Below are 24,095 nucleotides of genomic sequence, written 5' to 3' on the forward strand. Positions count from 1 at the left end.
TGAGCGCGGCCGGTGAGCGCGGCCTGCGACCGGGGCTGCCCAGCGGAGAGCCCTCAGCCGGTGAAGACTTCCACCAGCAGGAATCCGTTCAACGCGCTGATCACGGCGGCGACGGCGACACCGGCGGCGGTGGTCGCCCGGCGGTTGACCAGATCGCCCATGAGGGCGCGGCGGGCGGTGAACACGACGAGCGGGACCAGGGCGAACGGGATGCCGAACGACAGCGCGACCTGACTCAGGACGAGCGCACGGGTGGGGTCCATCCCCGCGGCCAGGATCGCCATGGCCGGAAGGACCGTGACCAGTCGGCGCGCCAGAAGCGGCACGCGGCGGCGCAGGAAGCCCGCCATGATCACCTGCCCGGCGTACGTGCCGACGCTGGAGGAGGCCAGGCCGGAGGCGAGCAGGGCGAGCGCGAAAGCGACGGCCGCCCCGGGGCCGAGGGTCTCGCCGAGCCCGGCGTGGACGGCCTCCAGCCCCGCGAGATCGCTCCCGTCGAAGGTCGCGGCGGCGACGGTGAGCATCGCCATGTTCACCAGCCCCGCCGTGCCGAGCGCGACGGCGATGTCGACGCGGCTGGCCTGGAGGGCCGCCCGGCGCGGGTCCCAGGCACCGCGGTTCCGGGCGAGGGCTCGGGGCCGCTCGGTGAGAGCCTCATGGTGCTGAGTGACGGCCGCGTGGTGTCGTGTGACGGCCCCGTGGTGCTGTGTGAGAGCTCTTCCCTGGTGCTGGGTCAGTGCGGAGTGCAGGTAGACGACGTGCGGCATGACGGTCGCTCCGACGATCCCGGTCGCCAGCAGCAGGCTGTCCGGCCCGGCGAGGCGGGGCACGAAGCCGCCCGCCACGCCCGCGAGGGACCCCGACAGCATCACCTGGTAGGCGAAACCGGCCAGCACCACGGCGAGCATCACCGCCACGGTCACCTCGAACCGGCGGCGTCCGCGCGGCGCCATCAGGAGCAGCAGCGAGGAGACCAGCGCGGTGATCGCGGCGGCGGGTAGCAGCGGCGCGCCGAACAGCAGGTTCAGCGCGACCGCCCCGCCGATGAACTCGGCCAGGTCGGTGGCGACCGCGACCATCTCGGCCTGCGCCCACAGCAGCAGGCCCACCGGCCGCGGCAGGTGGTCGCGGCACAGTTCGGGAAGGTTGCGGCCGGTGGCGATGCCGAGCTTGGCCGACAGCGCCTGCACGAACATGGCCAGCACGTTCGCGACGGCGATCACCCAGAGCAGCATGGTCCCGTAGCGCGCCCCGCCGGACATGTTGGTCGCGAAGTTGCCGGGGTCGACGTACGCCACGGCGACGACGAACGCGGGACCGCACAGACCGGCCAGCCGCGCCAGGCGTCCCGGCGACGGCGGCCGTCCCGCCGCCGTGACAGCGGAGACGGTCTGTACGGACCCTGACCCGGACCCGGGCATCGACGCGGGAGCGGGAGCGGGCATGGGCGTGCTGCGGCGGTGGTCGGGCAAGGGAAGCCTCGCTGAGGAGAGGTCTGGACGGTGGCGACGCTCACCCGTCCCGGCGTCGCGCCGGGACCGGCGGAGGCGGTTCGGGCGAGGAGGCGGAGGCCGGTGCCGCCCGGCTTTGGCAGTCCCGCGCGACGCGGACGATGTCCGCGCTGCCGCCCGCCACCGATCGCGGGTGCGGGCGGGTCCGCCGGGAGGCCGGGCGGGAGCGGCCCGGGGCTTCAGGTGAGCTTGTCCTTGAGCTTGCCCATGGGGCCGACCTCGGTGCCGAGGGCGGGACCCTGGGGTTCGCCCATGCTGCCGTCGTAGGTGTCGTACAGCTTCGGGTCGGGCGGCGGGGCCTGGGCGAGCCCGCCGAGCGGTTCGGGGTTGAGGAGATAGGAGAACTGGTGGCGGCCGTCGGGCTGCGGCCCGCTCGCCCAGCCGCCCGCCTGCGCCTCGATGCCGTCGGAGAGGTCCCAGATCGTCTCCGCGTGCTCGGCGTGCTCCTCGTCGAACAGGTCGTCGGGCACGACGACGTCCTCCAGGCCGTCCGACTGGAGTTCCTCGATGGCCTTCAGCCACAGGTTCTGGTGCAGGGTGTCGCGGGCGAGGTTGAACTTCAGCATGTCCTTGACGCCGGGGTCGTCGGTCATGTGGTAGAGCCGGGCGGTCTGCAGCCGGCCGTGCGCCTCGGCCGCGACGTTGGCCCGGAAGTCGGCCAGCAGGTTGCCGCTCGCCACGATGTAGCGGCCGTTCCAGGGATACCCGTTGGCGTCGGCGGGCAGCGGCCCGCCGCCGGCCACGATGGCCTGCTGGGGGTCCATCCCGCCCAGCACCGCGCCGACCACCGGGTCGGCGGTCGCCATCTTCGTGACCGCCGTCGCGGGCGCGCCTTCCAGCAGGCGCGCGACCATCGTGGCGAGCATCTCGACGTGCCCGATCTCCTCGGTCGCGATGTCCATGATCAGGTCCTTGTACTTGCCGGGCATCCGGCAGTTCCAGCCCTGGAACAGGTACTGCATCGTGACCGTCATCTCGCCGAACGCGCCCCCGATCAGTTCCTGGAGCTTGCGCGCGTACACCGGGTCGGGCTTTTCGGGCTTGGCCTCGAACTGGAGGTGCCGGGTGTGCCGGAACATATGACTCCTCGCGTCGGAAATCGCAGGGAGCCGCAGGCCTTACATGGGTTGAGGGCGCGCGACCCCGCTGGTGCGGTGGGTTGTTGGTGCGATGGGCCGGGGGGTCACGCATAAATCCCAACACGGGCCGCAACGGGACAGCAGGAGCGACACCTAACGAAGGACCAATGGTTGGGCAGGTGCCACCTATTGCCTACTCACACCGGCTTTCAGCGGCTTCACGGGCACGCCGGCTTCGGGGGACCGCAGGCGTGCGGCGCCGCCCCCAGGGCACACGGAGGCGGACTCGGCGGCTCAGGGCGCGGACACGCCCCGGCGGGCCGAGGAGGAGGCATCCGCCGGGGCACGGTGGCGCGGGCGCCCCTGTCAGTGGCGCCTGTCACTGGCGCCTGTCAGCAGCGCTCGGGGGCCTGTCAGTGGGCGTAGAGTTCGTCGATCTGCTTGGCGAAGTCGCGCATGACGAGGTTGCGCTTGACCTTCAGCGAGGGGGTCAGGTGGCCGCTCTCCTCGGTGAGGTCGGTGTCGAGGATCACGAACTTCTTGATCTGCTCGGCCTTGGAGACCATCCGGTTGGCGCCGTCCACGGCCTGCTGCACCTCGGCGAGGATCTCCGGGTCGGTCGTCGGGACCTCGCTCTTCCCGTTGGCCTGCTTCCACTGCTCCAGGGCCTCGGGGTCGAGCGTCACCAGCGCCCCGACGAACGGCTTGTCGTCGCCGACCACCATGACCTGGCTGACCAGGCGGTGCGCCCGGATGGCGTCCTCCAGTGGCGCCGGTGCCACGTTCTTGCCGCCCGCCGTGACCAGGATCTCCTTCTTGCGCCCGGTGATGCGCAGGTAGCCGTCGTCGTCGAGGCTGCCGATGTCCCCGGTGTGGAACCAGCCCTCGGGGTCGATGGTCTCCTTGGTGGCGCGCTCGTTGTTCCAGTAGCCGTCGAAGACGTGGCGGCCCTTCACCAGGACCTCGCCGTCGTCGGCGATGCGGATGCTCACCCCGGGGAACGGCTTGCCGACCGTACCGATCTTGTTGGCGCCCGGGATGTTGACCGTCGACGGCGCGCTGGTCTCGGTGAGCCCCCAGCCCTCGAAGACCTCGATGCCCACGCCGCGGAAGAAGTGGCCGAGCCGCTCGCCGAGGGCCGAACCCCCGGAGACCGCCGCCGTCAGCGCGCCGCCCGTCGCCGCCCGCAGCTTGCCGTACACGAGCCGGTCGAAGACCGCGTGCTTCAGCCGCACGCCGAGACCGGCCCCGCCGGAGCTTTCCGCCTTGCTCCACTCCACGGCGGCCCGTACGGCGGCGTGGAAGATCTTGCCCTTGCCCTCGTTCGTGGCCTTCTGCTCGGCGGCGTTGTAGACCTTCTCGAACACCCGGGGCACGCCGAGCAGGAACGTCGGCTTGAACTCACGCAGGTCGGGGGCGACGTTCTTCATGTTCGGGCTGTGCGCGAGCACGGTGCCGGTCTCGATCAGGACGATCTCGATCAGCCGGGCGAAGCTGTGCGCCAGCGGCAGGAACAGCAGGGCCGCCCGTCCCCGCACGTCGAACAGTGCCTCCAGCGGCCCCTGCGAGACGTTGCGGGCGGTGAAGAGCAGGTTGTCGTGGGTGAGGCGGCAGCCCTTGGGCATGCCGGTCGTGCCGGAGGTGTAGATGATCGTGGCGAGGTCGCGGCCGCCCCGGCTCGCCCTGCGCTCGGCCAGCGCGTCGTCGCCCACCTCGGCCCCGAGGCGCTCCAGTTCGGCGAACGCGCCGCCGTCGATCCGCCACAGCGACGGCAGCGCGGGCACGGCCTCGCGTACGGTCTCCTCGTGCGCGGCCGTCTCCACGATCGCGGCCTTGGCCCCGCTGTCGGTCAGGATCCACTTCACCTGGTCGGCGGAGGAGGTCTCGTAGACGGGCACCCCGACCGCGCCGGCCGCCCAGATCGCGTAGTCGGCGACCGTCCACTCGTAGCGGGTGCGCGACATCAGCGCGACGCGGTCGCCGGGCTCGATCCCGGAGGCGATCAGGCCCTTCGCGACGGCCGCGACCTGGTTCCTGAACTGCGCGGCGGTCACCGGCGTCCACGGCGCGTCCGCCGCCGCCCCGTCGTCCTTGCGGCGGATCACGACGGCGTCCGGCTCGTCCACGCCGCGCTGGAAAACCACGTCGGTGCAGTTCGCGGACGGAGGCACGTCCACCAGCACGGGAACGCTGAACTCGCGCACGGTCACTCCTTCGCGCACGGCCCCGCGGCCTCCGCCGGACAGCGCCGGGACCGCGTGCGGACCATCACTCTTTGGGTCTCAGTGGACGCTACCGTCCGAAGTTACGCAGGGGTAGATCCGTCACCCAGGCGTTATCCGGGGCGTCGTCCGGGTGCCGTCCGGTGTGATGCGGAACGACATCCGGATCGAAAACGACGCTATCAGGGTCTCTGGCAGTGTCCCCGGCGCGGCGGGCCGGACACCTTTCCGTGACCCCGGCGGCGCCCGGTAAAGCCGCCGTTATCATCTCGTCATGCGAATCCACGTCGTCAGCGACGTCCACGGCCGGGCCGACGCGCTCGCCCGCGCGGGCGACGGGGCCGACGCGCTCGTCTGCCTCGGAGACCTGCTCCTCTTCGTCGACTACGCCGACCACTCCCAGGGCATCTTCCCCGAACTGTTCGGCGCGGAGAAGGCGACCGAGTACGTGGGGCTGCGCACGGCCGGGCGCTTCGACGAGGCGCGGGCGATGTCGGCGGGGCTGTGGGCGGCCCTCGGCGGCGACCCCCGGGAGCACATCGAGACGGCGGCCCGCCGCCAGTACGAGCGGATCTTCTCGGCCATGCCGACACCGGCCTACCTCACGTACGGCAACGTGGACCTGCCGCGCCTGGGGGCCGACCACCTGCGCCCGGGGCAGCGGGTCCTGGACGGGGAGGTCGTGGAGATCGGCGGGCTGCGGTTCGGGTTCGTCGGCGGCGGCCTGCGCACGCGGTACCGCACGCCGAACGAGATCGACGACGAGGAGTTCGCGCGCAAGGTGGAGGCCGTCGGCGAGGTGGACGTGCTGTGCTGCCACATCCCGCCGGCCATCCCCGAACTGCTCTACGACGTGGTCGCCCGGCGGTTCGAACGGGGGAGCGAGGCCACGCTGGAGGCGATCAGGAGGACGCAGCCGCGGTTCGCGCTGTTCGGTCACGTGCACCAGCCGCTCGCCGGGCGGGCCCGGGTCGGCCGTACGGAGTGCGTCAACGTCGGCCATTTCCGCGGCCGTGGCACGCCTTTCGCCTTGGAATGGTGAAGTACGGTTGGCCACATGGCTGATCGCACTTCGTCGAGCATCACGATCGGCGCCGGCCGGTCGACAATCATGGCCGTCATCGCCGACTTCCCCGCGTACCCGCAGTGGGCGGGTCAGGTGAAGGCGGCGGAGGTGCTGGAGACGGGCGAGGACGGCCGCGCCACCCGGGTCCGCTTCGTCCTCGACGCGGGCGTGATCAGCGACGAGTACGTCCTCGGCTACGACTGGACCGGCGACGCGGGCGTGAGCTGGCGGATCGTGGACGCCGGCCGGATGGTCTCGGGCCTGACCGGCAGCTACCGCCTGACCGAGAACGGCGGCGGCACCGAGGTCACCTACGACCTCGCCGTGGACCTGAAGGTCCCCATGATCGGCATGATCAAGCGCAAGGCCGAGAAGGTCATCGTCGACACCGCGCTGAAGGGGCTCAAGCGGCGCGTCGAGGGCCGATGAGGGTCCTCCTCTTCACGGGGAAGGGCGGGGTCGGCAAGACCACCGTGGCCGCCGCGACCGCCACGCTCGCCGCCGGTCGCGGGCTCAAGACGCTCGTGGTCTCCACCGACACCGCGCACTCGCTCGCCGACGCGCTGGGCGTGCCGCCCTCGGACGCCCCGGTCGAGGCCGCGCCCGGCCTGCACCTGCAGCAGGTGGACACCCAGAGGTCGCTGGAGCGGCACTGGGGCGAGTTACGCGACTACGCCCGCGACGTCCTGGCGGAACTCGGCCTCGACGAGGTCACCTCCGAGGAGATCACGGTCCTGCCAGGCGCCGAGGAGGTCATCGCGCTGCTCGAACTGCGAGAGCAGGCCCGTTCCGGCCGGTGGGACGTGATCGTCGTCGACTGCGCGCCGACCGCCGAGACGCTGCGCCTGCTGGCCCTGCCCGAGGCGCTCGACTGGCACGTCAACCGGCTGCTTCCGGCGGGACGGCGGCTGCTCGGGGCGCTGTCGCCGGTCATCCGGCACGTCGCGAAGGTGAGCGTGCCCCAGGCCGAGGTCATCTCGGCGGGCGAGCGGCTGCACCGGGGCCTGCTGGAGGTGCGGGCGCTGCTCGCCGGCGACGACGCGTCCGTGCGGCTCGTCCTCACCCCCGAGGCCGTGGTCGTCGCGGAGGCCCGCCGCACGCTCACCTCGCTCAGCCTGTACGGCTACCGCGTCGACGCGGTGATCGCCAACCGGGTCTTCCCGGCCGAGGGCGCCGACGAGTGGCGGCGGAGCTGGGTGGAGGCCCAGGCCAGGCAGCTCGCCGGCGTGCACGAGTCGTTCGCGCCGCTGCCCGTCCTGACCGTTCCCTATCTTCCGGGCGAGCCCGTCGGGACCGACGCGCTCGCCCGGGTCGGCGAGGAGCTGTACCGGGACCGCGACCCGTTCGCCCGCCCCGGCGTGGAACCCCCGCTGCGGATCTCCGCCGACGAGCTGTCGCTCAGCCTGCCGCTCGCCGACCGCGACGACCTCGACCTCGCCCGCAAGGGCGACGAGCTCATCGTCACCGCCGGTTCCCACCGGCGCGTCATCGCCCTTCCCGCGGCCCTGGCCAGACGGGAGATCTCCTCGGCCGCGCTCCGGGACGGCCGGCTCCGGGTACGGTTCGAGACAGGAGGGGCGAGATGACGGATTCGAACGAGAGCACCACCCGCCGTCAGGACCCGGTCGGGTCCGCGGCGGAAGAGGCGATGAAGCTGCTCGACGCCGTGCAGCGGCGGATGGGCCGCGAGTTCGGCAAGGGCCTGGTGAAGGGCGGGGTGAGCGGCATCGGGTCCGCCTTCGCCGGCGCGAGCGGTATCGGGGCCGCCTTCGGCGGCGCGAGCGGCGGCGCGGGCCGGTCCGGCGACGTGTGGAGCGAGGCCGTGTCGGAGGACCACGACGAGTACGTCTGCCGTGCCTGCCCGGTGTGCCGGGTGATCGCGGCGCGCCGGGAGGCCGGCGGGGACGTCACCGGTCATCTGATGGCGGCCGGCGGTGAACTTTTCGCGGCGTTCCGGGAGGCGGTCGACGCCCTGCAGCGGCCCCAGTCGTCACCCCAGTCGCCGCCCCGGTCGCGGCCTGACGGGGAGCGGCGGTCCGGTGAAGCTGCGGTGGAGCACATCGATCTCGCATGACGGGGCTGTAAACGGCACGCGTCTGCGGAATTGCCACAACCCTGCGCGATCGGCTTCAATCAGCGCGGCGTAGCGGATCGGGCGGAAGGACGACAGCATGGCGCTGACCATCGGCGTGGACGTCGGCGGCACCAAAATCGCGTTCGGGGTCGTGGACGAGAACGGCGGCATCCTGGAACGCGGCCTGCGGCACAGCCCCGCGGGCGACCCCGAGAAGATGGCGCTCACGATCGCCGATGTGGTGAACGAGCTCGCGGCGCGGCACGAGGTCGAGGCGGTGGGCATCGGCGCGGCGGGGTTCGTCGACGAGACCCGGTCGGTCATCCGGTTCGCCCCCAACCTGGCCTGGCGGGAGGAGCCGCTGCGCAAGAAGGTCGGCGAGCTGGTCGGCCTGCCGGTCGTCGTGGAGAACGACGCGAACGCCATGGCCTGGGGCGAGTACCGCTTCGGCGCGGGCCGGGGCGAGAGCCACGTCGTGTGCGTGACCGTGGGCACGGGCATCGGCGGGGGCATCGTGCTCGGCGGCGACCTCTACCGCGGCCGGTGGGGGATGGGCGCCGAGCTCGGCCACATGCAGACGGTGCCCGGCGGACGCCCCTGCGGCTGCGGCAACAACGGGTGCTGGGAGCGGTACGCCAGCGGAAGCTCGCTGCTGGCGGAGGCCAAGGCGAACGCCGAGGCCGACCCCGCCGCCGCCACCCACCTGCTGCGGCTCGGCGGCTCGGTCGAGGGCGTCCGGGGCGAGCACGTGACCGAGGCGGCGCGCCTGGGCGACCGCGCGGCGCTGGACGCGTTCGAGTCGCTCGCCGACTGGCTCGCGCAGGGCCTCGCCGACCTGGCCGCGATCCTCGACCCCGGGTGCTTCATCCTCGGCGGCGGTGTCTCCGGAGCCGCGGACCTGTTCGCCGACCGGGTACGCGACGAGTTCGCCGCGCGGCTGACCGGCCGGGGCCACCGTCCGCTCGCCGACATCCGGGTGGCCGAGATGGGACCGTCCGCCGGTCTGGTGGGGGCCGGTGACCTCGCCAGGCTCCGCTGAGGACGTGCCGGAGGCCGGCGACGGCACCGCCCGGGAGGGCGGGAGCGTGTTGCGGGTCGCGACCTACAACGTCCGCGGGCTGAAGGACGACCGGAGGGCGCTGGCCCGGGTGATCAGAGCCCTCCGGCCGGACGTGCTGTGCCTGCAGGAGGTGCCGCGCCTGCCGGCGCGGCGGCACGGGCGGCCCGTGTTCAGCCGCGCCGTCCCGGTCTCCCTGGCCGCCCTCGCCCGCGCCGCCGGGCTGTCCGTGGCGGCCGGAGGCCGGCTGAACGGCACCGCCGTCCTCACCTCCCCGGCCGTACGGCTGCTGCGGGGCGAGGGGCGGCGCCTGCGGTGGTTCACCGGCCTCGAACGGCGCGCGGTCGCCGTGGCGGTCGTGGAGAAGGGCCGGGACAGGTACGCCGTGTGCTCGGTCCACCTCGACCTCCTGGCCGGGGCGCGGCTGAGCCACGCCGCCGAGATCGTGCCGATCCTGGAGGGCGCCGCCCGGGAGTTCGGGGCCGCCCCCGTGCTGGCGGGCGACCTCAACGAGCCTCCCGGCGCCCCGGTCTGGCGCTTCCTCGCGGCCCGGTACGCCGACTGCTTCGCCGCCGCGGCCGGGGGTTCCCGTACGGCCACCGGCGCGGCGCCGGGCGGCGGGACCTTTCCGGCCCGCGACCCCCGGATGCGCATCGACGCGGTCTTCGCGGGGCCGGGCCTGACCGTCCTCTCCTGCGGAGGGGCGGACGTGCCCTCCGGCGATCTGGCCGCCGCGAGCGACCACCGGCCGGTGGTCGCCGAGATCGCGTCCGGGCGTCACGCCGGGCGTCGCGCCGGGCCCGGAATCACGACCTCTGCGACGGAGAGGGCGCCGTTCCCCTTACGATCTGTTCCATGACCCGACGCCGCATCCGGCGTGCGGTGCCGTTGTGTGTGCTGTCCGCCGGTCTGCTGGCCGGACTCCTCCCGTGCGCAACATCGGTCGCGCACGCGCAGACAGGGACCGCCCGCCCCCGGGCGGAGCGAGGCCCGTCGGGAGACGAGGTCGCGCAGGGCCCGGGGCTCCCCACCGGGCGCCTCAGGGCCGACGCCTCGCTGTCCGACGTCGCCGGCCTCTCAGCCGGGGACGTCTGGGCGGTGGGCCAGCAGGAGGCCTGGGACTTCTGGCGCAACCGGGGAGTCATCACCCACTGGGACGGCTCCTCCTGGAGCGAGGTGCCGATCAGGGGCGACGCCACCGGCGCCGGGCACCTGCGGTCGGTCGCCGCCGCGTCCCCCAGGGAGGTCTGGGTGGTGGGCGACGGGCACGACGGCCTGCCGTACCTCGCGAAGGGGTCGGCCGACGGGTTCGACCGGGTCGGCGTGCCGCGCCTGCGCACGGGCGACTGGCTCGGCGGGATCGCCGCGTCCTCCGGCCGGGTGGCCGCCGTCGGCAGCCGCGACGGCCAGGCGTTCCTGCTGAGCAGCGGCGGCGCCGGCAAGGGGGCCGCCTGGAAGACCGGCCAGGGGCCCGGGGGAGCCCTCTACGGCGTGGCCCTGGCGGGCAAGTCGGACGGCTGGGCGGTGGGCGACTCGGGTGACGGCCCCCTGGCCATGCGGCTGACCGGCGGCGGGTGGAAGCGGGCCGACCTGCCGCGAATCAGGGGCGGCTTCCTGCGCGACGTCTACGCGGAGAGCCGCAAGCGGGCGGTCGCGATCGGCGGCGTCTACCGGGACGGGAAGATCTCCCCGCTGGTCCTCGACTGGGACGGCAGGCGCTGGAAGCGGGCGACGCCGCCGGAGCGGCACGCCGAACTGTACGGCGTGACCGGCGACGGCGAGGGCGTGTTCTGGATCGCCGGCTACGACCCCGCCCACGCGGCGGACGGGTTCCTGCTCCGCTACGACGGGTCGCGCTGGACCAGGCTGCGCGGCCAGAAGTCCGGCGCGGACCGCAAGGTGCGGTTGCAGGCGGTCACCCACACCGGTGAGCTGACCATGGCCGTCGGCCACGTGCTGGACGGCAAGGAGCGCTACACCGACCTCGTCGAGCGGTTCGGCCCTCCGCACGCCCTCGCCGCCCAGTGAGGCGCGGCAGGCGTGACGGGAGGCGGGCGCCGGGTCAGACGACCGCGCCGTCGTCCCAGCCGGAGTCGGTGGGCGGACCGTCGCCCATCCGTACGACGAGGACCACGAACCCCGCGATGAAGGCCGACACGGCGGCGAACACGATCCAGCCGTCCCTGGGCCAGTCGAGCAGGGCGGCCAGCAGCAGATAGGCCGGGCCGCCGAACAGCGCCAGCCACGACGCCCGGGTGACCGCGTCCGCCTGGGGGAGCGGCGGCGGGGGCGGCGGGACGTAGTGGTCGTCGTCCTCGCTCACCGCGACGGGGGCCGTCTGGCCGTCCGGCTCGTCCGTGCCCTCGCCGGCGGCGTCGTCACGCTCGCCGCCGGTGTCCCGGGCGCCGTCGTCGGCGCCGTCACGGTCGGTGGCGGTGGAGCCGTTGGCCGCGCCGGGGCGGGGCTCCTCGGTCACGTTCTCGCGATCAGGCCATGGCTGATCGGCCGAGGCGTCCTCGGCTTTTTCGTTGAACGAGGCGACGATCTGGCGCCAGACCTCGTCCTCGTCACTTTGCGGTGTCACGTCGATCCCTGGTCACAGGTCCTTCGTCAAGGGTACCGAGGCGTGGGAGCGGATGAACTCCAGACTCCCCTCGAAGATCGCGGGCGCGTCGTTGTCGAGGGTGGCGACGTGATAGCTGTCCGTCAGCTCCCTGACCTCCAGATTGTCCCCCAGCCTCGCCTGGAGGAACGCCACGCTCGCCGGCTTCACGACGTGGTCGTCCCTGCTGTGGAACACCAGCAGCGGCTGCTTCACCTCGCCGATGTCCCGCTGGACCAGCTTCCACAGCTGGGGCAGCGTGGCCGCGGCACGCACCGGGGTGCGCGCGTAGCCGAGCTCCGTCATGCCCTCCTTCTTGATGTCGCCCGCCACGCCGGGGACCGAGGGCATCACGTACTTCAGCGCCGGGGCGAGCCGCAGCAGCGGCGCGTCGCTGACCACCGAGGGGTTGACCACCACGACCCCGCGTACGGAGTCGCCGTGGACCTCGGCCAGGCGCAGCGCCATGCAGCCGCCGAGGGACAGCCCCGCCACGAACACGTCCGAGCACCGGCCGCGCAGGTCGGCGAACGCCTTGCCCAGCTCGGCGTACCAGTCCTCCCAGCGCGTGCGGCTCATCTCCTGCCAGCTCGTGCCGTGGCCGGGCAGGCGCGGCAGGGAGACGGTCAGCCCGGCCCGGGCCAGGTGCTCGCCCCACGGCCGCAGGGACTGCGGCGAGCCGGTGAACCCGTGGCAGAGGAGGACGCCGATCTCGCCGCCGTCGTGGTGGTACGGCTCCGCACCGGGCAGCACTGGCATGGGAGACCTCCGTCCGACGGCGGCGTGTTCCGCCCGATACTCGCACGTTGGTCAGCGTTAGTGCGAGAGGGCTGGGCGTGCGAAGATGACTTCACATCTGAGCCGAGGGAGTCCGCGTGTTGTACTGGGTGGTGAAGGCCATCCTCTGGCCGCTCCTCCACTTCGTGTTCCGCCCCTGGGCGGAGGGCGTGGAGAACGTCCCGAAGGAGGGCCCGGTCATCCTGGCCGGAAACCACCTGTCGTTCGCCGACCACTTCTTCGGGGCCGGGTTCCTGCCCCGCAAGGTCATCTCGCTCGGCAAGGCGGAGTACTTCACCGGCAGCGGCATCAAGGGCCTCTTCAGCCGGGCCTTCTTCTCGGCCGTCGGCACCGTGCCGATCGACCGCTCGGGCGGCAAGGCGAGCGAGGCGGCGCTGCGCACCGGGCTGCGCATCCTCAACGAGGGCAAGGTCCTCGGCATCTACCCGAGGGCACCCGGTCGCCCGACGGCCGCCTCTACAAGGGCAAGACGGGCGTGGCGCGGCTGGCGCTGGAGTCCCGGTCGCCGGTGATCCCATGGGCGATGGTCAACACGTTCGAGATGATGCCCCCCGGGCGGCCCGTGCCGAGGTTCGGCATCCGTCCCGGCGTGCGGTACGGCAAGCCGCTCGACTTCTCCCGCTACTACGGCATGGAGAACGACCGCCTGGTGCTCCGCGCCGTCACCGACGAGATCATGTACGCGCTGATGGAGCTGTCGGGCCAGGAGTACGTCGACAAGTACGCGGCGGCGGCGAAGACCGAGATGACACGGGCGGCTCGCGAGAATTCCTAATACTTCCGGACTGGACGGGTAACGTGGCGATGTCCACCGCGCGTGATCCAGACGTTCAGATCGGAAGGCGCATGCCCAAGCCAGCACACAGGTGCCGCACGTCGACGTCACCCACCGCGTGGGGGTCCGGCCCGCGGGGGCGCGCGGCATGAGCGTCCGCGAGGAGCAGCAGGCCGCACCGGGATACCTGCCCCACCGTCAGATCCTGATCGTCCTGTGCGGAGTCGCCGCCGGGATGCTGCTGGCCGCGCTCGACCAGAGCATCGTCGGCACCGCGCTGCCGCGCATCGTCAGCGAGCTCGGCGGCCTCGACAAGCTCTCCTGGGTGGTCACCGCCTACCTGCTCACCTCGACCGCGGCGACCCCGCTGTGGGGCAAGATCTCCGACCTGTACGGCCGGCGGGTGATCTTCCAGACCGCGATCGGCATCTTCCTGCTCGGCTCGGTCCTGGCCGGGCTGAGCCAGAACATCGGCCAGCTCATCGCGTTCCGCGCGCTGCAGGGCCTGGGCGGCGGCGGCCTGATGTCGCTGGCGTTCAGCATCATCGGCGACGTGATCCCGCCGCGTGAGCGCGGGCGCTACCAGGGATACTTCGGCGCCGTCTGGGGCACCTCCAGCGTGGCCGGGCCGCTGCTCGGCGGCTTCTTCACCGACGGCCCGGGCTGGCGGTGGATCTTCTGGATCAACCTGCCGATCGGGGTGGTCTCGCTCGTCGTGACATCGGTGGCGCTGAAGATGCCCACCGTGCGCCGCAGCCACCGCGTCGACTACCTCGGCGCGACGCTGATCGTGGCCGCCGTGTCGTGCTTCCTGCTCTACCTCGACTGGACGGGCAACGAACTCGGCTGGACGGCCCCCGGCGCGCTGGCCCTGCTCGCCGCCTTCGTGGCGTTCGCAGCGCTGTTCGTGCTGGTGGAGCTGCGGGCGCCCGAGCCGATCCTGCCGATGCGCCTGTTCCGCAACGCGGTCTTCAGCGTGGGCAACGGCTACAACTTCCTCGCGGGACTCGCGATGTTCGGCGGCATGATCTTCCTGCCGGTCTACCTGCAGGCGGTGCAGGGCATGTCGCCGACCGTGTCGGGACTGGCACTGCTGCCCGCCGTGGTCGGCATCTTCTCCACGTCGATCACCTCCGGCCAGCTGATGAGCCGCACCGGGCGCTACAAGGTCTACCCGATCCTCGGCGCGGCGGTCCTCCTGGTGGCACTGTGGCTGCTGTCCACGATCCGGGCGGACTCGCCGTACTGGCAGGTGGCGATCTACGCCTACCTCTTCGGCGCCGGGCTCGGGTTCACCATGCAGACGGTCGTCACCGCGATCCAGAACGCGGTGGAGCGGGCCGACATGGGCGTGGCGACCAGCTCGGCGACGTTCTTCCGGATGATGGGCGCCGCCATCGGTACGGCGATCATGGGCGCGGTCCTCACCAGCCGGCTCGCCCACCATCTGGCCGCGGAGTTCGGCGGCAGGATGCCTCCGGGACAGGTGAACGCCGAGAACGTGCAGGCGATCCAGCGGCTGCCGCAGCCGGTCAAGGAACACGTGCTGGTCGCGTTCACGAACGCGATCGACGACGTGTTCCTCGCCAGCCTGCCCTTCGTCGCCGCCGCGCTGGTCGTGGCCCTGTTCCTCAAGGAGATCCCGCTGGCGTCCCGGGGCGGCGAGGGCCAGGCCCAGGCCGAGATGGGCTGACAGCGCCCGCTCGGGCCGGCCCGGGCGTGGGCCTCGCGGTCCAGGAGGTCTGCCCCGGGTCAGGACCGGTCAGGTGAGGTGGGAGCGGATCTCGCGGATGTGGGCGGGAGTGGTGCGGCAGCAGCCGCCCACATGACGGGCGCCGAGCGAGACCCATCCGGCGGCCGCCCTGCCGAACTCCACGGGGTCGGCGAGGCCGAGCCAGCGGCGGTTCACGGCGTCCCACCGCTCGCCGGAGTTCGGATAGACGACGGTGGCACCACGCTTGACCAGGTCGGGCACGAACCGTGGCGCGGTGCAGTTCACGCCGACGGCGACCACCTGGGGAAGCCCGTCGAAGATCGCGCGGCACTCCTCGAAGGGCGTCCCGTCGCTGACGTGCTCGCCGTCCCGGCAGGAGAAGGCGACCCAGGCGCGCACGTACGGCGTCTCACGCAGGAGCCGCGCCAGCGCCCGGGCCTCGGCCCCCGAGGGAATCGTCTCGCACGCCAGCAGGTCGGCTCCGGCGCCGGCGAGGATGCCGAAGCGTTCGCGATGCCACTCGACCAGGCCGTCCTCGTCCAGGTCGTAGTCGCCCGTGTACTCGGCGCCGTTGGCGAGGTAGGCGCCGTAGGGCCCCACGCTCGCCGCGACCAGTCCGTGCCCGGCCTCGTCCCTCGCCTGCACGGCCAGCGTCACCGACAGCCGGATGAGGTCGCGGGCCTCCCGCGGCGACATGCCGTGCCGTACGAACCCGGGGACGCTGGCCTGATAGCTCGCCGTGGTGGCGACGTCGGCGCCGGCGCGGAAGTAGTCGAGATGCGCGCGGCGGATGACGCCGGGATCGTCGGCCAGCAGCCGGGCCGACCACAGGTCGTCGCTCAGATCGCAGCCGAGGGACTCCAGATGGGTCGCGAGACCGCCGTCGAGGACCACGGGATGCATACCGGCACCCTACGTGCTTCAGGTCCGTGAGCTGGCCGGAGGGGATGGTTCGCCCGGAGCGGACGCCGGTTCTCTGTCGGAACCGCTCGTGGATCTACTACGTTCGCCAGGTATGGGGCTTAAAGAGCTCGTCAATCGGTTGCTGCGCCGCCGGTCTCGCGTCCCCGCAGGTGGACGCGACGATCGGCCCGACGCGGGAGGGGTGCGGGAGCCTCGGCGTCCCGTGCCCACCCCGCCGTCCGATGTCATCCGCCTACCTGAACCCTCGTAGGGCTTCGCTCACTGCGGCAGCGGACCCTCTGTGGCCGGGCCCGGCGTTTCCGCCGGTGTCCCGGCCACAGCCGTCCGTCCCGAAGACGCTCGCGGCGACGCGCCCCGGGAGGCGGGAAGGGTCAGGACCGCTTCCAGAAGGGGCGCCGGCGCTCCTTCTCCGTCGCGGAGCCGTGTTTGCCCTCGCCGTCACCGGCGCCGTGTTTGCCTTCGCCGTGACCGGCGCCGTGCTCGCCCCGCCCGGAGCCGCCGACCAGGGCGGTCAGCAGATCGACGGCCCGCCGCCAGAGGTCGTCGAGCGAGCTTTCGGCCCACTCGGCCTTGTCGAGGTCGGCTGCCAGCGCGAGAAGGCCGGGGTGACTCCCCACCATCTGGGCGACGACTCGCAGGCGGCTGGCGAGATCCGCCAGGTAGCGCCGGCGCTCCCGCTCCGGCAGCGACTCCGCCTGGCCCAGTCTCGTGAGCTCCTCGGTCAGCAGGGGCCGTACGCCGTCGAGATCCGTCAGCGCCGCGGGCTCGGAGCCACGACGCGACAGGAAGCCTCCGGCGGAGAACCCTCGGGACGGACGCGCCCCGCCGCCCGGTGCGCCCGGGGCCGGAGGCGGAGCCGGAGACAGAGGTGGGGGCGGTGCGGCGGCGAAGGGCGCGCTCGGCGCGACAGCCCCGGAGACCACTCCGATGGGCGCGTCCGCCGCCGTGCCGGGTGCGGCCTCCGCGCTGCTGGTGACGGAGGCCATCCTGGCCATCATCGGCGCTCCGGCCACCATCATGGGCATCGCGGCGGGTATCTCCCACCCGCTCGGCGGTTCGACCGGCTGGAGGACGCGATGCTCCGGAGCGCCTTCACCGGTCACATGGGTGTCGACGGCCACGAACGCGGTGAACCGGCACAGCACACCGAAGCGGAGCGAGATGTCGATGATCTGCTGCTCCAGTGAGCGGTCGCCCACCGCGTATCGGTCTTCCAGGGCGCGCAGATGCGCCCGCGCCCACACGGCCCGCGCCGCGCCGTCCCGGGCGGGACGGCCCTCGACGCGATCCTCCCAGGTACGCCCGTCGGTCGTGCGGCCGTGCACGGTGAGAGCGCCCGCCGCCCCGCCCCGGTAACGCCCGGTCACGACCAGCGGGACCCCCGGGTAGAGCGAACCCGCGTGCGTGACGGTGCCCGGCACCAGGTCGACGCCCTCGGCGCGCACGGAGACGTCGGTCACCAGCGGCGAGCCGATCCGCCGGTGGATGTGCTCCATCGCCTCGTCGAGACGGTCCTCCGACTCGACCAGTTCGCAGCGGCCGGAGCCGAGCAGGGCCAGCCGGCCGAGGAACCCCGCGTTCACCGCCCTGTCGATGCCCACGGTGTGGACGCGGGTGCCGCCCAGCCGGGGGCCGACGCGTTCGAGGATCTCGTCCTCGTTGCCCACCTGGCCGTCGGTGACCAGCACGAGCACCCGATCGCGTGCGGGCTCGCCCGGGAGGTCGTCGTCCCGCTCGCCCAGCAGGCGCAGGGCCTCCTCAAGGGGGGCGAGCATTTCGGTGCCGCCCCGGGCGCCGAGCCGGGCGAGATGTTCGACGGCGCGGTACCGGTTGCGGTCGGTGCCCTCCACCAGGCCACCCGGGAACGCGCGCTCGACCACGGAGTCGAACGAGAGCACGGCGAACCGGTCGTGCCGGGTGAGTGTGTCGACGATGCGGGCTGCGGCGCGGCGAGCCGCCACCATCTTCCATCCGGTCATGCTGCCCGAGCGGTCGAGCAGCAGGACGACGTCCCGGGGCGCGGACCGTGCCGTGTCCTCGGGCGGAGGCAGCAGGGTGAGCACGAAGGTCCCCTCCGGGGTTCCCAAGGCATCGCCCGCCTCCCGTCCGCCCGCCTCCCGTCCGCCCGCCTCCCGTCCGGCCGTCGTCTCGCCTGCCCGCGGCTCGCGGCCCGCGGGTCCGGCGGGGACGCGCTCCGGCACGCCGCCCGGCGCGTCCGGCACACCGCCGGACAGGGTGTCCGGGACGAGGGCGAGGGACGAGGAGGCGTCGAACGCCAGGCGCAGGATGAAGTCGCGGTCGAGCCGTTCGCCGGGCCGCAGGGTGATCGTGTCGCCCTCTCGCTCGACCTCGTGCAGGCTGGAGCGGACCTCCCGCAGGCCGAGCCCGGCGGAGTCGACGGTCGTCGTGAGCGACAGCCGTACCGGGGACGGGAACCCGGGCAGCAGGACCGGCGGTGAGATGCGGGAGGCGTCGGGCACGGCGTCCGTGTCGGGCGCGACGCCGTCACCCGCGGCGGGCCCGGACAGGGGAGCCCCCGGTATGTAGCGGGGAGCCACGACCAGCGGGAAGCGGAACTCGGCCGCGCCGTCCTCGTAGGGGAGCGGCTGGCTCATCGTGAGCCGGACGACCACGCGCTCCCAGGGGACGATGTTGCCGACCCGGATCGTGAAGACGTCGGGCCGGTCCTCCTCGGCGATCGCCGCGCGCCTGCCCTCGGCGAGCGCGCGGTCGTAGTCGGCCCGCGCCTGGCCGCGCTCCTTGAGCACGCCGTCGATCACCCGGTCGTCCGCCTCCATGCGGAAGGCGGTGACCGCCGCTCGCGGCGGCAGCGGAAAGACGTACGTCGCCTCAAGCGACACGTCGAACGGGTTGCGGAAGGTCTGGACGACCTCGACGCCGGCCACCAGCCCGGTGAGACGCGCGGTGACGTCGACGCTCTCCAGAGGGAGGTTGCCCTTCGCGGTTTCGAGCGCGCCGAGCCCGGCGTGCGGCTCGGGCAGGCACTCCTCCGGCCGCAGAGGTGTGATGGGAACGGTCATGAGGTCATCCCCTTGCGTGTCTCGGAATCCGATGAGTCCCAGGGCGTCGTGGTCTCGGTGTCCTCGAAGGGCCCGGCCAGGCCGAGCGCGCCGAGTGCCGCGAGGAGCGGGGCGGCGGCCCGGCGCAGCGCGGCCGCCTCGTCGCCGTCCGGCGTACGGTGGGCCGATTCGAGCAGGACCGTCACCCCGGGCGCGAGACGGACGCCGAACAGGACGTCCCCCCGAAGGTCCCCCGCCGGTCCGCCGGTGGAAGCCGTTGTGACGGTGCGCAGGTCTGGTGTGCCGAAGGAATCGGGTGCGGCGCCGGGGCGCGGCACCGGGACGGGATCGCCGGGTCCGGCCCCCGCAGGGACGGAGCCTGCCGGATCGAAGTGGGTGGAGCCGGCCGGCCGGGCCCAGAACCGCTTCCGGTCCGTCGGCCGCGCCACGTCGGGGATCGTGGCGGCCGAGGGCCGTTCCGGCTCTGTCACTCCCGGCTGGGACGGCTCGGCGAGGGCGCGACCGGGGCCGCCCTGCGGGTGGGGCACCTCGGGAAGGCCGGCGATCCGCTGGAGCATGGCGTCGGTCGCGCCCGCGAGCTCGGCCTGGATGGCGGCGATGGACAACCCCTCCGCCTGGCGGCGCTTGACGGCCACGAGCTGAAGCAGGTGGCGGCGTCCGTAGAGAGCGAGCCTGCCGCGCCGGGCGGCGGGCGGGTCGAGCAGGCCGATCGTCGTGTACCAGCGGATGAGCCGTTCGTTGGGCACCTCCCGGACCCTTCCGTTGACGCGCGGCTCGGATCCGAGCAGGTCCGCCGCCCGCTCTGCCAGCTCACCGATCGTCCAGGTCCCGCTCATGCCTCTACGATGACACTGTAACAATGACACTGTCAACATCTCGCCGATGAAGGTTCCCGTCAGGGGTGAAGGGCCTCGTCCCGGCGTGCGGCGCCAGGGTTCGCGGAGCGTTCGCCTCGATAAGAGATGTCCCTTTCCTCGGCGTTCACGCGTTCCCGATCCACTGGGCGTCCACGTGTGCGACCCGCCGTCCTGGAGAGAAAGACCCGGTCAGATGCGTTCCGGACGGGGTAGGGGGAGCGGGCGGCGCCCGGCGGCACGGCGAGCGGCCTCGGGCGAGAGGGCGGTCCGGGCGGCCGTGTGAGAGGGCGTCCAGGTGAGAAGGCGGCCGTCCCGGGCGGCCCGCAGGCGAAGCGGCACCGTCCGTACGGGGCGGACCGGAGCGACAACAGGCGTGACCAGAGGCATGACCAGGGGCAGGTCAGGAAGGCGGGTCAGCGGTGCGGGGTACTTCCTTGTCGGCGGCCGTGTCGGCGTCGCCGGGATCGGTCTGGCGCACGGCGTCCCCTCGCGGAGCCGACCCGCACGGGCCGGGAGGCGTCGGCCACGGCGAGCGGGACGAGCCGCCGGGGGAGCGGAACCCGCACGGGCACACGGGCCGCCCCCGACAGGCCGAGCCGCGCCGGAAGAGGGCTCTCGCCGGGCGCGCGGACCGGTCTGACCGGAACGAGTCTCCCGAGCGGAGCGACGCGGACGACCTGGTGGCCCGGCACCTGCCGCGTACCCTCCCGCCGGGCTTCACCTGCCGGATCGTGGCCTGGTCGGGGGAGCGTACCGGCGGCGTGGTGTGGCACGCCGCGCCCGGCGGCGGCGGGTGCTTCCCGGACGGTGACGGCTGGATCTACGTCTCCAACTGCGCGCTGCCGCTGCTCGGTGGCGTGACCGCGCTGCGGTTCGCGCCGGACGGGAGCCTGCGCGGCGGATATCGCGTGCTGTCCGGCGCCGACCGCGTCGACTCCGGCGCCGTGACCCCGTGGGACACCTGGCTGTCGGGCGAGCGGACGCCCCAGGGCACGGTCTTCGAATGCGACCCGTACGGCCTGCGCGCTCCGATGCCCCGGCTGGCGATGGGCCTGTTCACCCATGGGGGCATGGTCTGCGATCCCGACCGGGGGTTCGTCTACCTCACCGAGGGGGAGCCGGACGGGTGCCTGTACCGGTTCCGCCCCGGCGACTGGGGCGATCTCACCACCGGCGTCCTCGACGTGATGACCGGAGCTCCCGGCGACGAGGCCGTCCGGTGGGAGCCGGTGCCGTCCCCGGCCGCGTCCCGCGTGCCCGTACGCGACCAGGTGAAGGGTGCCCGGCGGTTCGCGGGCGGCGGCGACTGTCATTACCTCGACGGCGTGTTGCGGTTCGTCAGCGAGGGCGACGGCCGCGTGTGGGCCTACGACGTCAGGTCGGAGCGTCTCGGTGTTCTCCACGACCCCGGCACCCCCGGTATCGCCCCTGGCAGCCCCGGCATCGCCCACGCCCCCGGCACTCCTGCCGACCTCAGCGCCCCCACCCGGTCGAGCGGCCCGGGCTCCGCGACGGCCGAGGAACCGGAGGCACGGCCCGGCGGCAGGGACGACGACGAGGAGATCGTCCTCGTCGCGGGGGACCGGGTGGTGCCGTTCCTCCGGATGCCGGACGGCTGGACGGTCACGGGTCCGTCCATGTCCCCGGCGGGCGACAGGCTCTATCTCTCCTGCCGCCCACCCGCCGCCGCCCCGTCCGGTGTGGTGCCCGTCACCGTTGAGATCACCGGCCCGTTCGAGGACCTCGTACGCGCCTGAGCCACGCGCGGCAGGCCCCGTCCGTCCCGCCGAGCCCGGTGACATCAGGCCGGGCAGGCGACGTCAGCAGGGGCCGTGGGACACCGCACGAGTGGCGTTCCGGCCCGGGCGCCGAACCGCCGTCCGTCGCCGAAGGCCACTTCGAGATCCTTGTCCACGCCCGCGACGGCATGCGGTTGAGCGGCCCGCCGTACCGCTCCGCGCATGGCGATCATGCTAGGGCGGGGGGTCAGAGGTCGCGCGTCCACACCTCTTCGACGATGGGGACGCCCGACTCCTCGCCCGGATAGCGATCGGCCAGGGTGAACCCGGCGGCCTGGTAGATCCGGCGGGCGCCGAGCAGCACGTCCCGGGTCAGGAGCGTGATCCTGCGGTACCCGGCCGCGGTGGCGAAGCGCAGGCACTCCTCGACCAGTCGCCCGCCGATCCCCATGCCCCGCGCGGACGGCTCGACCAGCAGCAGTCGCAGCCGCGCCGTGGTCTCGTCCTCGTGCGCGCAGAAGACGCACCCGACGGGCTCGCCCGCGACCTCGGCGATCCAGCCCGCCTCCCGCCGGGGGTCGTGGTCGTCGAGGTAGGCGGCGAGGATCCTGATGACGTACGCCTCGAACGACGCGCCCCAGCCGTACTCCTCGCTGTAGAGGGCCCCGTGACGCTGCACCACCCAGCCGAGGTCGCCCGGCCGCGGCGGCCGGATCACGTACGGTTCGCGCCGTTGCGCGGGTGGCTCCAGCAGGCGCTTCACCGTGTCCATCGCGGAGACGAGCCGGCGGCGTTCGGGGTCGGCGAGCTTCTCGACCAGGGCGTCGATCTCGGCGGCGGAGCGCCGGTCGATCATCGCGAAGGTCTCCCGGCCCTTCGGGGTGAGCCGTACGACCTGGCGGCGGGCGTCCTCCGGGGACTTCTCGCGGGAGACGAGCCCGTCGGTCTCGAACCTGGACAGGATCCTGCTCAGGTAGCCGGCGTCGAGACCGAGCATGCCCCTGATGTCCGCCGCGTCGGCCGCCTGCTCCCGGGTGCCCAGTTCGAACAGCACCCGCGCCTCCGTCAGCGAGTAGGGGGTGTCGTGCATTCCCGCACCGAGCACCCCGATGACGGAGGTGTAGAAGCGGTTGAACGCACGCACTTGCGGCACTATGTCCATTTTGGTTGCCCACCTCAAGGAAACGTTTGACTGAGTCAAACATAGAGCCGCCGCGTACGGTTGGGAAGACGGGTCTCCCGGCGGCTGCGGTCTCGCCGTGCGAGACTGTTTTGGTCGTGGTCGGCCGGGTGGCGTAGCCTCTCTTGTTGGTCTAGACCATTGTCGCGAGGCTTGGGCAGAATGCGGTGCGGTGAGCACCGGGGTCTGCGTTGGGCCCGGCCGCGCCATTCCGCGTATCCAAGATGGAGGAATACCCGTCATGCGTATTGGAGTCCTGACCGGAGGCGGCGACTGCCCCGGTCTGAACGCGGTGATCCGCGCCGTCGTCCGCAAGGGGATCGGCGTGTACGGGCACGAGTTCGTCGGATTCCGCGACGGCTGGCGTGGGCCCCTGGAGGGCGACACCATGCCGCTCGACATCCAGGCCGTCCGCGGGATCCTGCCGCGCGGCGGCACGATCCTCGGGTCCTCCCGCACCAACCCGATCAAGATCGAGGGCGGTGTCGAGCGGATCAAGGAGAACCTGGCCGCGCAGGGCGTCGACGCGCTCATCGCGATCGGCGGCGAGGACACCCTCGGCGTCGCCAAGCAGCTGTTCGACCGCGACGTCAAGGTCGTCGGCGTGCCCAAGACGATCGACAACGACCTCAACGCGACCGACTACACCTTCGGCTTCGACACCGCGGTGAACATCGCGATGGAGGCCATCGACCGGCTCCACACCACCGCCGAGTCCCACCACCGCGCGCTGATCTGCGAGGTCATGGGCCGCCACGCGGGCTGGATCGCGCTGCACGCGGGCATGGCCGCCGGCGCCAACGTGATCCTCATCCCGGAGAAGCCGTTCGACATCGACAAGGTCTGCTCCTACGTCGAGTCGCGGTTCAAGACCCGCTACTCGCCGATCATCGTCGTCGCCGAGGGTGCCCACCCGATGGAGGGCCAGATGGCGCTCCAGGCCGGTGAGCTCGACGCGTTCGGCCACGTGCGTCTCGGCGGCATCGGCGAACTCCTGGCCAAGGAGATCGAGAAGCGCACCGGCAAGGAGGCCCGCACCACGGTCCTCGGCCACATCCAGCGCGGCGGCACTCCGACCGCCTACGACCGGGTGCTCGCGACCCGCTTCGGCCTCGGCGCGATCGACGCCGTGCACGACGGCGACTTCGGCAAGATGGTCGCGCTGCGCGGCACCGACATCGTCCGCGCCGGCCTCGACGAGGCGACCTCCGAGCTCAAGACCGTCCCCGCCTCCCGCTACTCGGAGGCCGAGGTCTTCTTCGGCTGATCCGCCGGCCACACCGATTGGCCGGGCCACGCTGACCCGCCGATCCGTGATGACGGCCCGCTCGCTGCGGGCGGGCCGTCCACCGTCCGTCCGTACGGCTCCCGCGTCGCCTCGCGGGAGCCGTACGTGTGTGAGAGGCCGGAACCCGCCGGATCGCCACCCGGAATCGCCCAGTATGTGAGCGGAGGG

General features: G+C 72.8%; 20 protein-coding genes and 1 pseudogene. 11 read left to right on the forward strand and 10 right to left on the reverse strand.

Features of this window, described 5'->3' with window-relative positions; all coding sequences use genetic code 11:
• Window positions 1-53 precede the first annotated feature (53 nt).
• The 3 genes from HHX37_RS32230 to HHX37_RS32240 all read right to left on the reverse strand — a co-directional run bounded on the left by HHX37_RS32230 (window position 54) and on the right by HHX37_RS32240 (window position 4,794).
• Entirely contained in the window at window positions 54-1,472 is a 1,419-nt protein-coding gene (locus tag HHX37_RS32230) for an Nramp family divalent metal transporter (RefSeq protein WP_259406911.1), read from the reverse strand.
• A gap of 218 nt (window positions 1,473-1,690) precedes the next feature.
• The gene (locus HHX37_RS32235; RefSeq protein ID WP_117409201.1) at window positions 1,691-2,590 is read right to left on the reverse strand and encodes a manganese catalase family protein; all 900 of its coding nucleotides are present in this window, start codon (window positions 2,588-2,590) and stop codon (window positions 1,691-1,693) included.
• A 413-nt stretch (window positions 2,591-3,003) separates the two neighbouring features.
• Window positions 3,004-4,794 carry an AMP-dependent synthetase/ligase gene (locus HHX37_RS32240; RefSeq protein WP_182887833.1) on the reverse strand — a complete coding sequence of 597 codons (1,791 nt, stop codon included), beginning with the start codon at window positions 4,792-4,794 and terminating at the stop codon, window positions 3,004-3,006.
• Between the two features lie 292 nt (window positions 4,795-5,086).
• Between HHX37_RS32240 and HHX37_RS32245 the strand changes: the two genes are divergently transcribed.
• From HHX37_RS32245 to HHX37_RS32275, 7 genes are all read left to right on the forward strand, one after another.
• On the forward strand, window positions 5,087-5,854 hold the full coding sequence (locus HHX37_RS32245) for a metallophosphoesterase family protein (RefSeq protein WP_182887834.1): 768 nt from the start codon (window positions 5,087-5,089) through the stop codon (window positions 5,852-5,854).
• Between the two features lie 15 nt (window positions 5,855-5,869).
• Entirely contained in the window at window positions 5,870-6,307 is a 438-nt protein-coding gene (locus HHX37_RS32250; protein WP_182879126.1) for an SRPBCC family protein, read from the forward strand.
• The gene (locus HHX37_RS32255; RefSeq protein ID WP_117409205.1) at window positions 6,304-7,464 is read left to right on the forward strand and encodes an ArsA family ATPase; all 1,161 of its coding nucleotides are present in this window, start codon (window positions 6,304-6,306) and stop codon (window positions 7,462-7,464) included. Before HHX37_RS32250 ends, HHX37_RS32255 begins: the two co-directional genes overlap by 4 nt.
• Window positions 7,461-7,952, forward strand: coding sequence for a DUF5304 family protein (locus HHX37_RS32260; protein ID WP_182887835.1), 492 nt, complete (start codon window positions 7,461-7,463; stop codon window positions 7,950-7,952). The genes HHX37_RS32255 and HHX37_RS32260 overlap by 4 nt, the downstream gene beginning before the upstream one ends.
• A 97-nt stretch (window positions 7,953-8,049) precedes the next feature.
• Window positions 8,050-8,991, forward strand: a complete 942-nt coding sequence (locus HHX37_RS32265; RefSeq protein ID WP_117409207.1) for an ROK family glucokinase — start codon at window positions 8,050-8,052, stop codon at window positions 8,989-8,991.
• Window positions 8,969-9,868 (forward strand): endonuclease/exonuclease/phosphatase family protein, encoded by a 900-nt coding sequence (locus tag HHX37_RS32270; RefSeq protein ID WP_310740634.1) that lies wholly within the window; start codon window positions 8,969-8,971, stop codon window positions 9,866-9,868. The genes HHX37_RS32265 and HHX37_RS32270 overlap by 23 nt, the downstream gene beginning before the upstream one ends.
• The gene (locus tag HHX37_RS32275) at window positions 9,865-11,037 is read left to right on the forward strand and encodes a hypothetical protein (protein WP_182887836.1); all 1,173 of its coding nucleotides are present in this window, start codon (window positions 9,865-9,867) and stop codon (window positions 11,035-11,037) included. Before HHX37_RS32270 ends, HHX37_RS32275 begins: the two co-directional genes overlap by 4 nt.
• A 34-nt stretch (window positions 11,038-11,071) precedes the next feature.
• Here HHX37_RS32275 and HHX37_RS32280 read toward each other — a convergent pair whose 3' ends face one another.
• Entirely contained in the window at window positions 11,072-11,593 is a 522-nt protein-coding gene (locus HHX37_RS32280) for a hypothetical protein (protein ID WP_182879123.1), read from the reverse strand.
• A gap of 12 nt (window positions 11,594-11,605) precedes the next feature.
• On the reverse strand, window positions 11,606-12,370 hold the full coding sequence (locus HHX37_RS32285) for an alpha/beta hydrolase (protein WP_182879122.1): 765 nt from the start codon (window positions 12,368-12,370) through the stop codon (window positions 11,606-11,608).
• Between the two features lie 116 nt (window positions 12,371-12,486).
• On the opposite strand from HHX37_RS32285, the pseudogene HHX37_RS32290 reads away from it, so the two are divergent.
• Both HHX37_RS32290 and HHX37_RS32295 read left to right on the forward strand, forming a co-directional pair.
• Window positions 12,487-13,184: pseudogene (locus HHX37_RS32290) on the forward strand (lysophospholipid acyltransferase family protein).
• A 148-nt stretch (window positions 13,185-13,332) separates the two neighbouring features.
• Window positions 13,333-14,877 (forward strand): MDR family MFS transporter, encoded by a 1,545-nt coding sequence (locus tag HHX37_RS32295; protein WP_182887837.1) that lies wholly within the window; start codon window positions 13,333-13,335, stop codon window positions 14,875-14,877.
• A 69-nt stretch (window positions 14,878-14,946) separates the two neighbouring features.
• On the opposite strand, the gene mmuM is transcribed toward HHX37_RS32295, so the two are convergent.
• From mmuM to HHX37_RS37340, 3 genes are all read right to left on the reverse strand, one after another.
• Complete coding sequence (gene mmuM, locus HHX37_RS32300) at window positions 14,947-15,801, reverse strand: homocysteine S-methyltransferase (protein ID WP_182887838.1); 855 nt, start codon at window positions 15,799-15,801, stop codon at window positions 14,947-14,949.
• Between the two features lie 392 nt (window positions 15,802-16,193).
• A complete protein-coding gene (locus HHX37_RS32305; RefSeq protein WP_259406912.1) occupies window positions 16,194-18,863 on the reverse strand; it encodes a VIT domain-containing protein in 2,670 nt (889 codons plus the stop codon).
• Window positions 18,860-19,699: a helix-turn-helix domain-containing protein gene (locus HHX37_RS37340; protein WP_259406913.1), complete on the reverse strand. Its 840-nt coding sequence runs from the start codon at window positions 19,697-19,699 to the stop codon at window positions 18,860-18,862. The genes HHX37_RS32305 and HHX37_RS37340 overlap by 4 nt, the downstream gene beginning before the upstream one ends.
• Window positions 19,700-20,139: 440 nt before the next feature.
• Between HHX37_RS37340 and HHX37_RS32315 the strand changes: the two genes are divergently transcribed.
• Window positions 20,140-21,477: an alkaline phosphatase PhoX gene (locus tag HHX37_RS32315; RefSeq protein ID WP_182887839.1), complete on the forward strand. Its 1,338-nt coding sequence runs from the start codon at window positions 20,140-20,142 to the stop codon at window positions 21,475-21,477.
• A 44-nt stretch (window positions 21,478-21,521) separates the two neighbouring features.
• Here HHX37_RS32315 and HHX37_RS32320 read toward each other — a convergent pair whose 3' ends face one another.
• Window positions 21,522-21,683 carry a hypothetical protein gene (locus HHX37_RS32320; RefSeq protein ID WP_182887840.1) on the reverse strand — a complete coding sequence of 54 codons (162 nt, stop codon included), beginning with the start codon at window positions 21,681-21,683 and terminating at the stop codon, window positions 21,522-21,524.
• Between the two features lie 23 nt (window positions 21,684-21,706).
• Complete coding sequence (locus HHX37_RS32325; protein WP_310737895.1) at window positions 21,707-22,603, reverse strand: helix-turn-helix domain-containing GNAT family N-acetyltransferase; 897 nt, start codon at window positions 22,601-22,603, stop codon at window positions 21,707-21,709.
• A gap of 277 nt (window positions 22,604-22,880) precedes the next feature.
• On the opposite strand from HHX37_RS32325, the gene HHX37_RS32330 reads away from it, so the two are divergent.
• Complete coding sequence (locus HHX37_RS32330) at window positions 22,881-23,906, forward strand: 6-phosphofructokinase (RefSeq protein WP_117409215.1); 1,026 nt, start codon at window positions 22,881-22,883, stop codon at window positions 23,904-23,906.
• Window positions 23,907-24,095 lie beyond the last annotated feature (189 nt).

The organism is Microbispora sp. H10885, assembly GCF_014161415.1.
GTDB classification, from domain to species: domain Bacteria; phylum Actinomycetota; class Actinomycetes; order Streptosporangiales; family Streptosporangiaceae; genus Microbispora; species Microbispora triticiradicis.

Bases quoted from the DNA above. Each gene is read 5' to 3' on its own strand.
- HHX37_RS32235 (WP_117409201.1), bottom strand. From the start codon at position 2,590: ATGTTCCGGCACACCCGGCACCTCCAGTTCGAGGCCAAGCCCGAAAAG.
- HHX37_RS32250 (WP_182879126.1), top strand. From the start codon at position 5,870: ATGGCTGATCGCACTTCGTCGAGCATCACGATCGGCGCCGGCCGGTCG.
- HHX37_RS32265 (WP_117409207.1), top strand. From the start codon at position 8,050: ATGGCGCTGACCATCGGCGTGGACGTCGGCGGCACCAAAATCGCGTTC.
- HHX37_RS37340 (WP_259406913.1), bottom strand. From the start codon at position 19,699: ATGAGCGGGACCTGGACGATCGGTGAGCTGGCAGAGCGGGCGGCGGAC.
- HHX37_RS32305 (WP_259406912.1), bottom strand. From the start codon at position 18,863: ATGACCGTTCCCATCACACCTCTGCGGCCGGAGGAGTGCCTGCCCGAG.
- HHX37_RS32320 (WP_182887840.1), bottom strand. From the start codon at position 21,683: ATGCGCGGAGCGGTACGGCGGGCCGCTCAACCGCATGCCGTCGCGGGC.
- HHX37_RS32245 (WP_182887834.1), top strand. From the start codon at position 5,087: ATGCGAATCCACGTCGTCAGCGACGTCCACGGCCGGGCCGACGCGCTC.
- HHX37_RS32260 (WP_182887835.1), top strand. From the start codon at position 7,461: ATGACGGATTCGAACGAGAGCACCACCCGCCGTCAGGACCCGGTCGGG.
- HHX37_RS32275 (WP_182887836.1), top strand. From the start codon at position 9,865: ATGACCCGACGCCGCATCCGGCGTGCGGTGCCGTTGTGTGTGCTGTCC.
- HHX37_RS32255 (WP_117409205.1), top strand. From the start codon at position 6,304: ATGAGGGTCCTCCTCTTCACGGGGAAGGGCGGGGTCGGCAAGACCACC.
- HHX37_RS32330 (WP_117409215.1), top strand. From the start codon at position 22,881: ATGCGTATTGGAGTCCTGACCGGAGGCGGCGACTGCCCCGGTCTGAAC.
- HHX37_RS32285 (WP_182879122.1), bottom strand. From the start codon at position 12,370: ATGCCAGTGCTGCCCGGTGCGGAGCCGTACCACCACGACGGCGGCGAG.
- mmuM (WP_182887838.1), bottom strand. From the start codon at position 15,801: ATGCATCCCGTGGTCCTCGACGGCGGTCTCGCGACCCATCTGGAGTCC.
- HHX37_RS32295 (WP_182887837.1), top strand. From the start codon at position 13,333: ATGAGCGTCCGCGAGGAGCAGCAGGCCGCACCGGGATACCTGCCCCAC.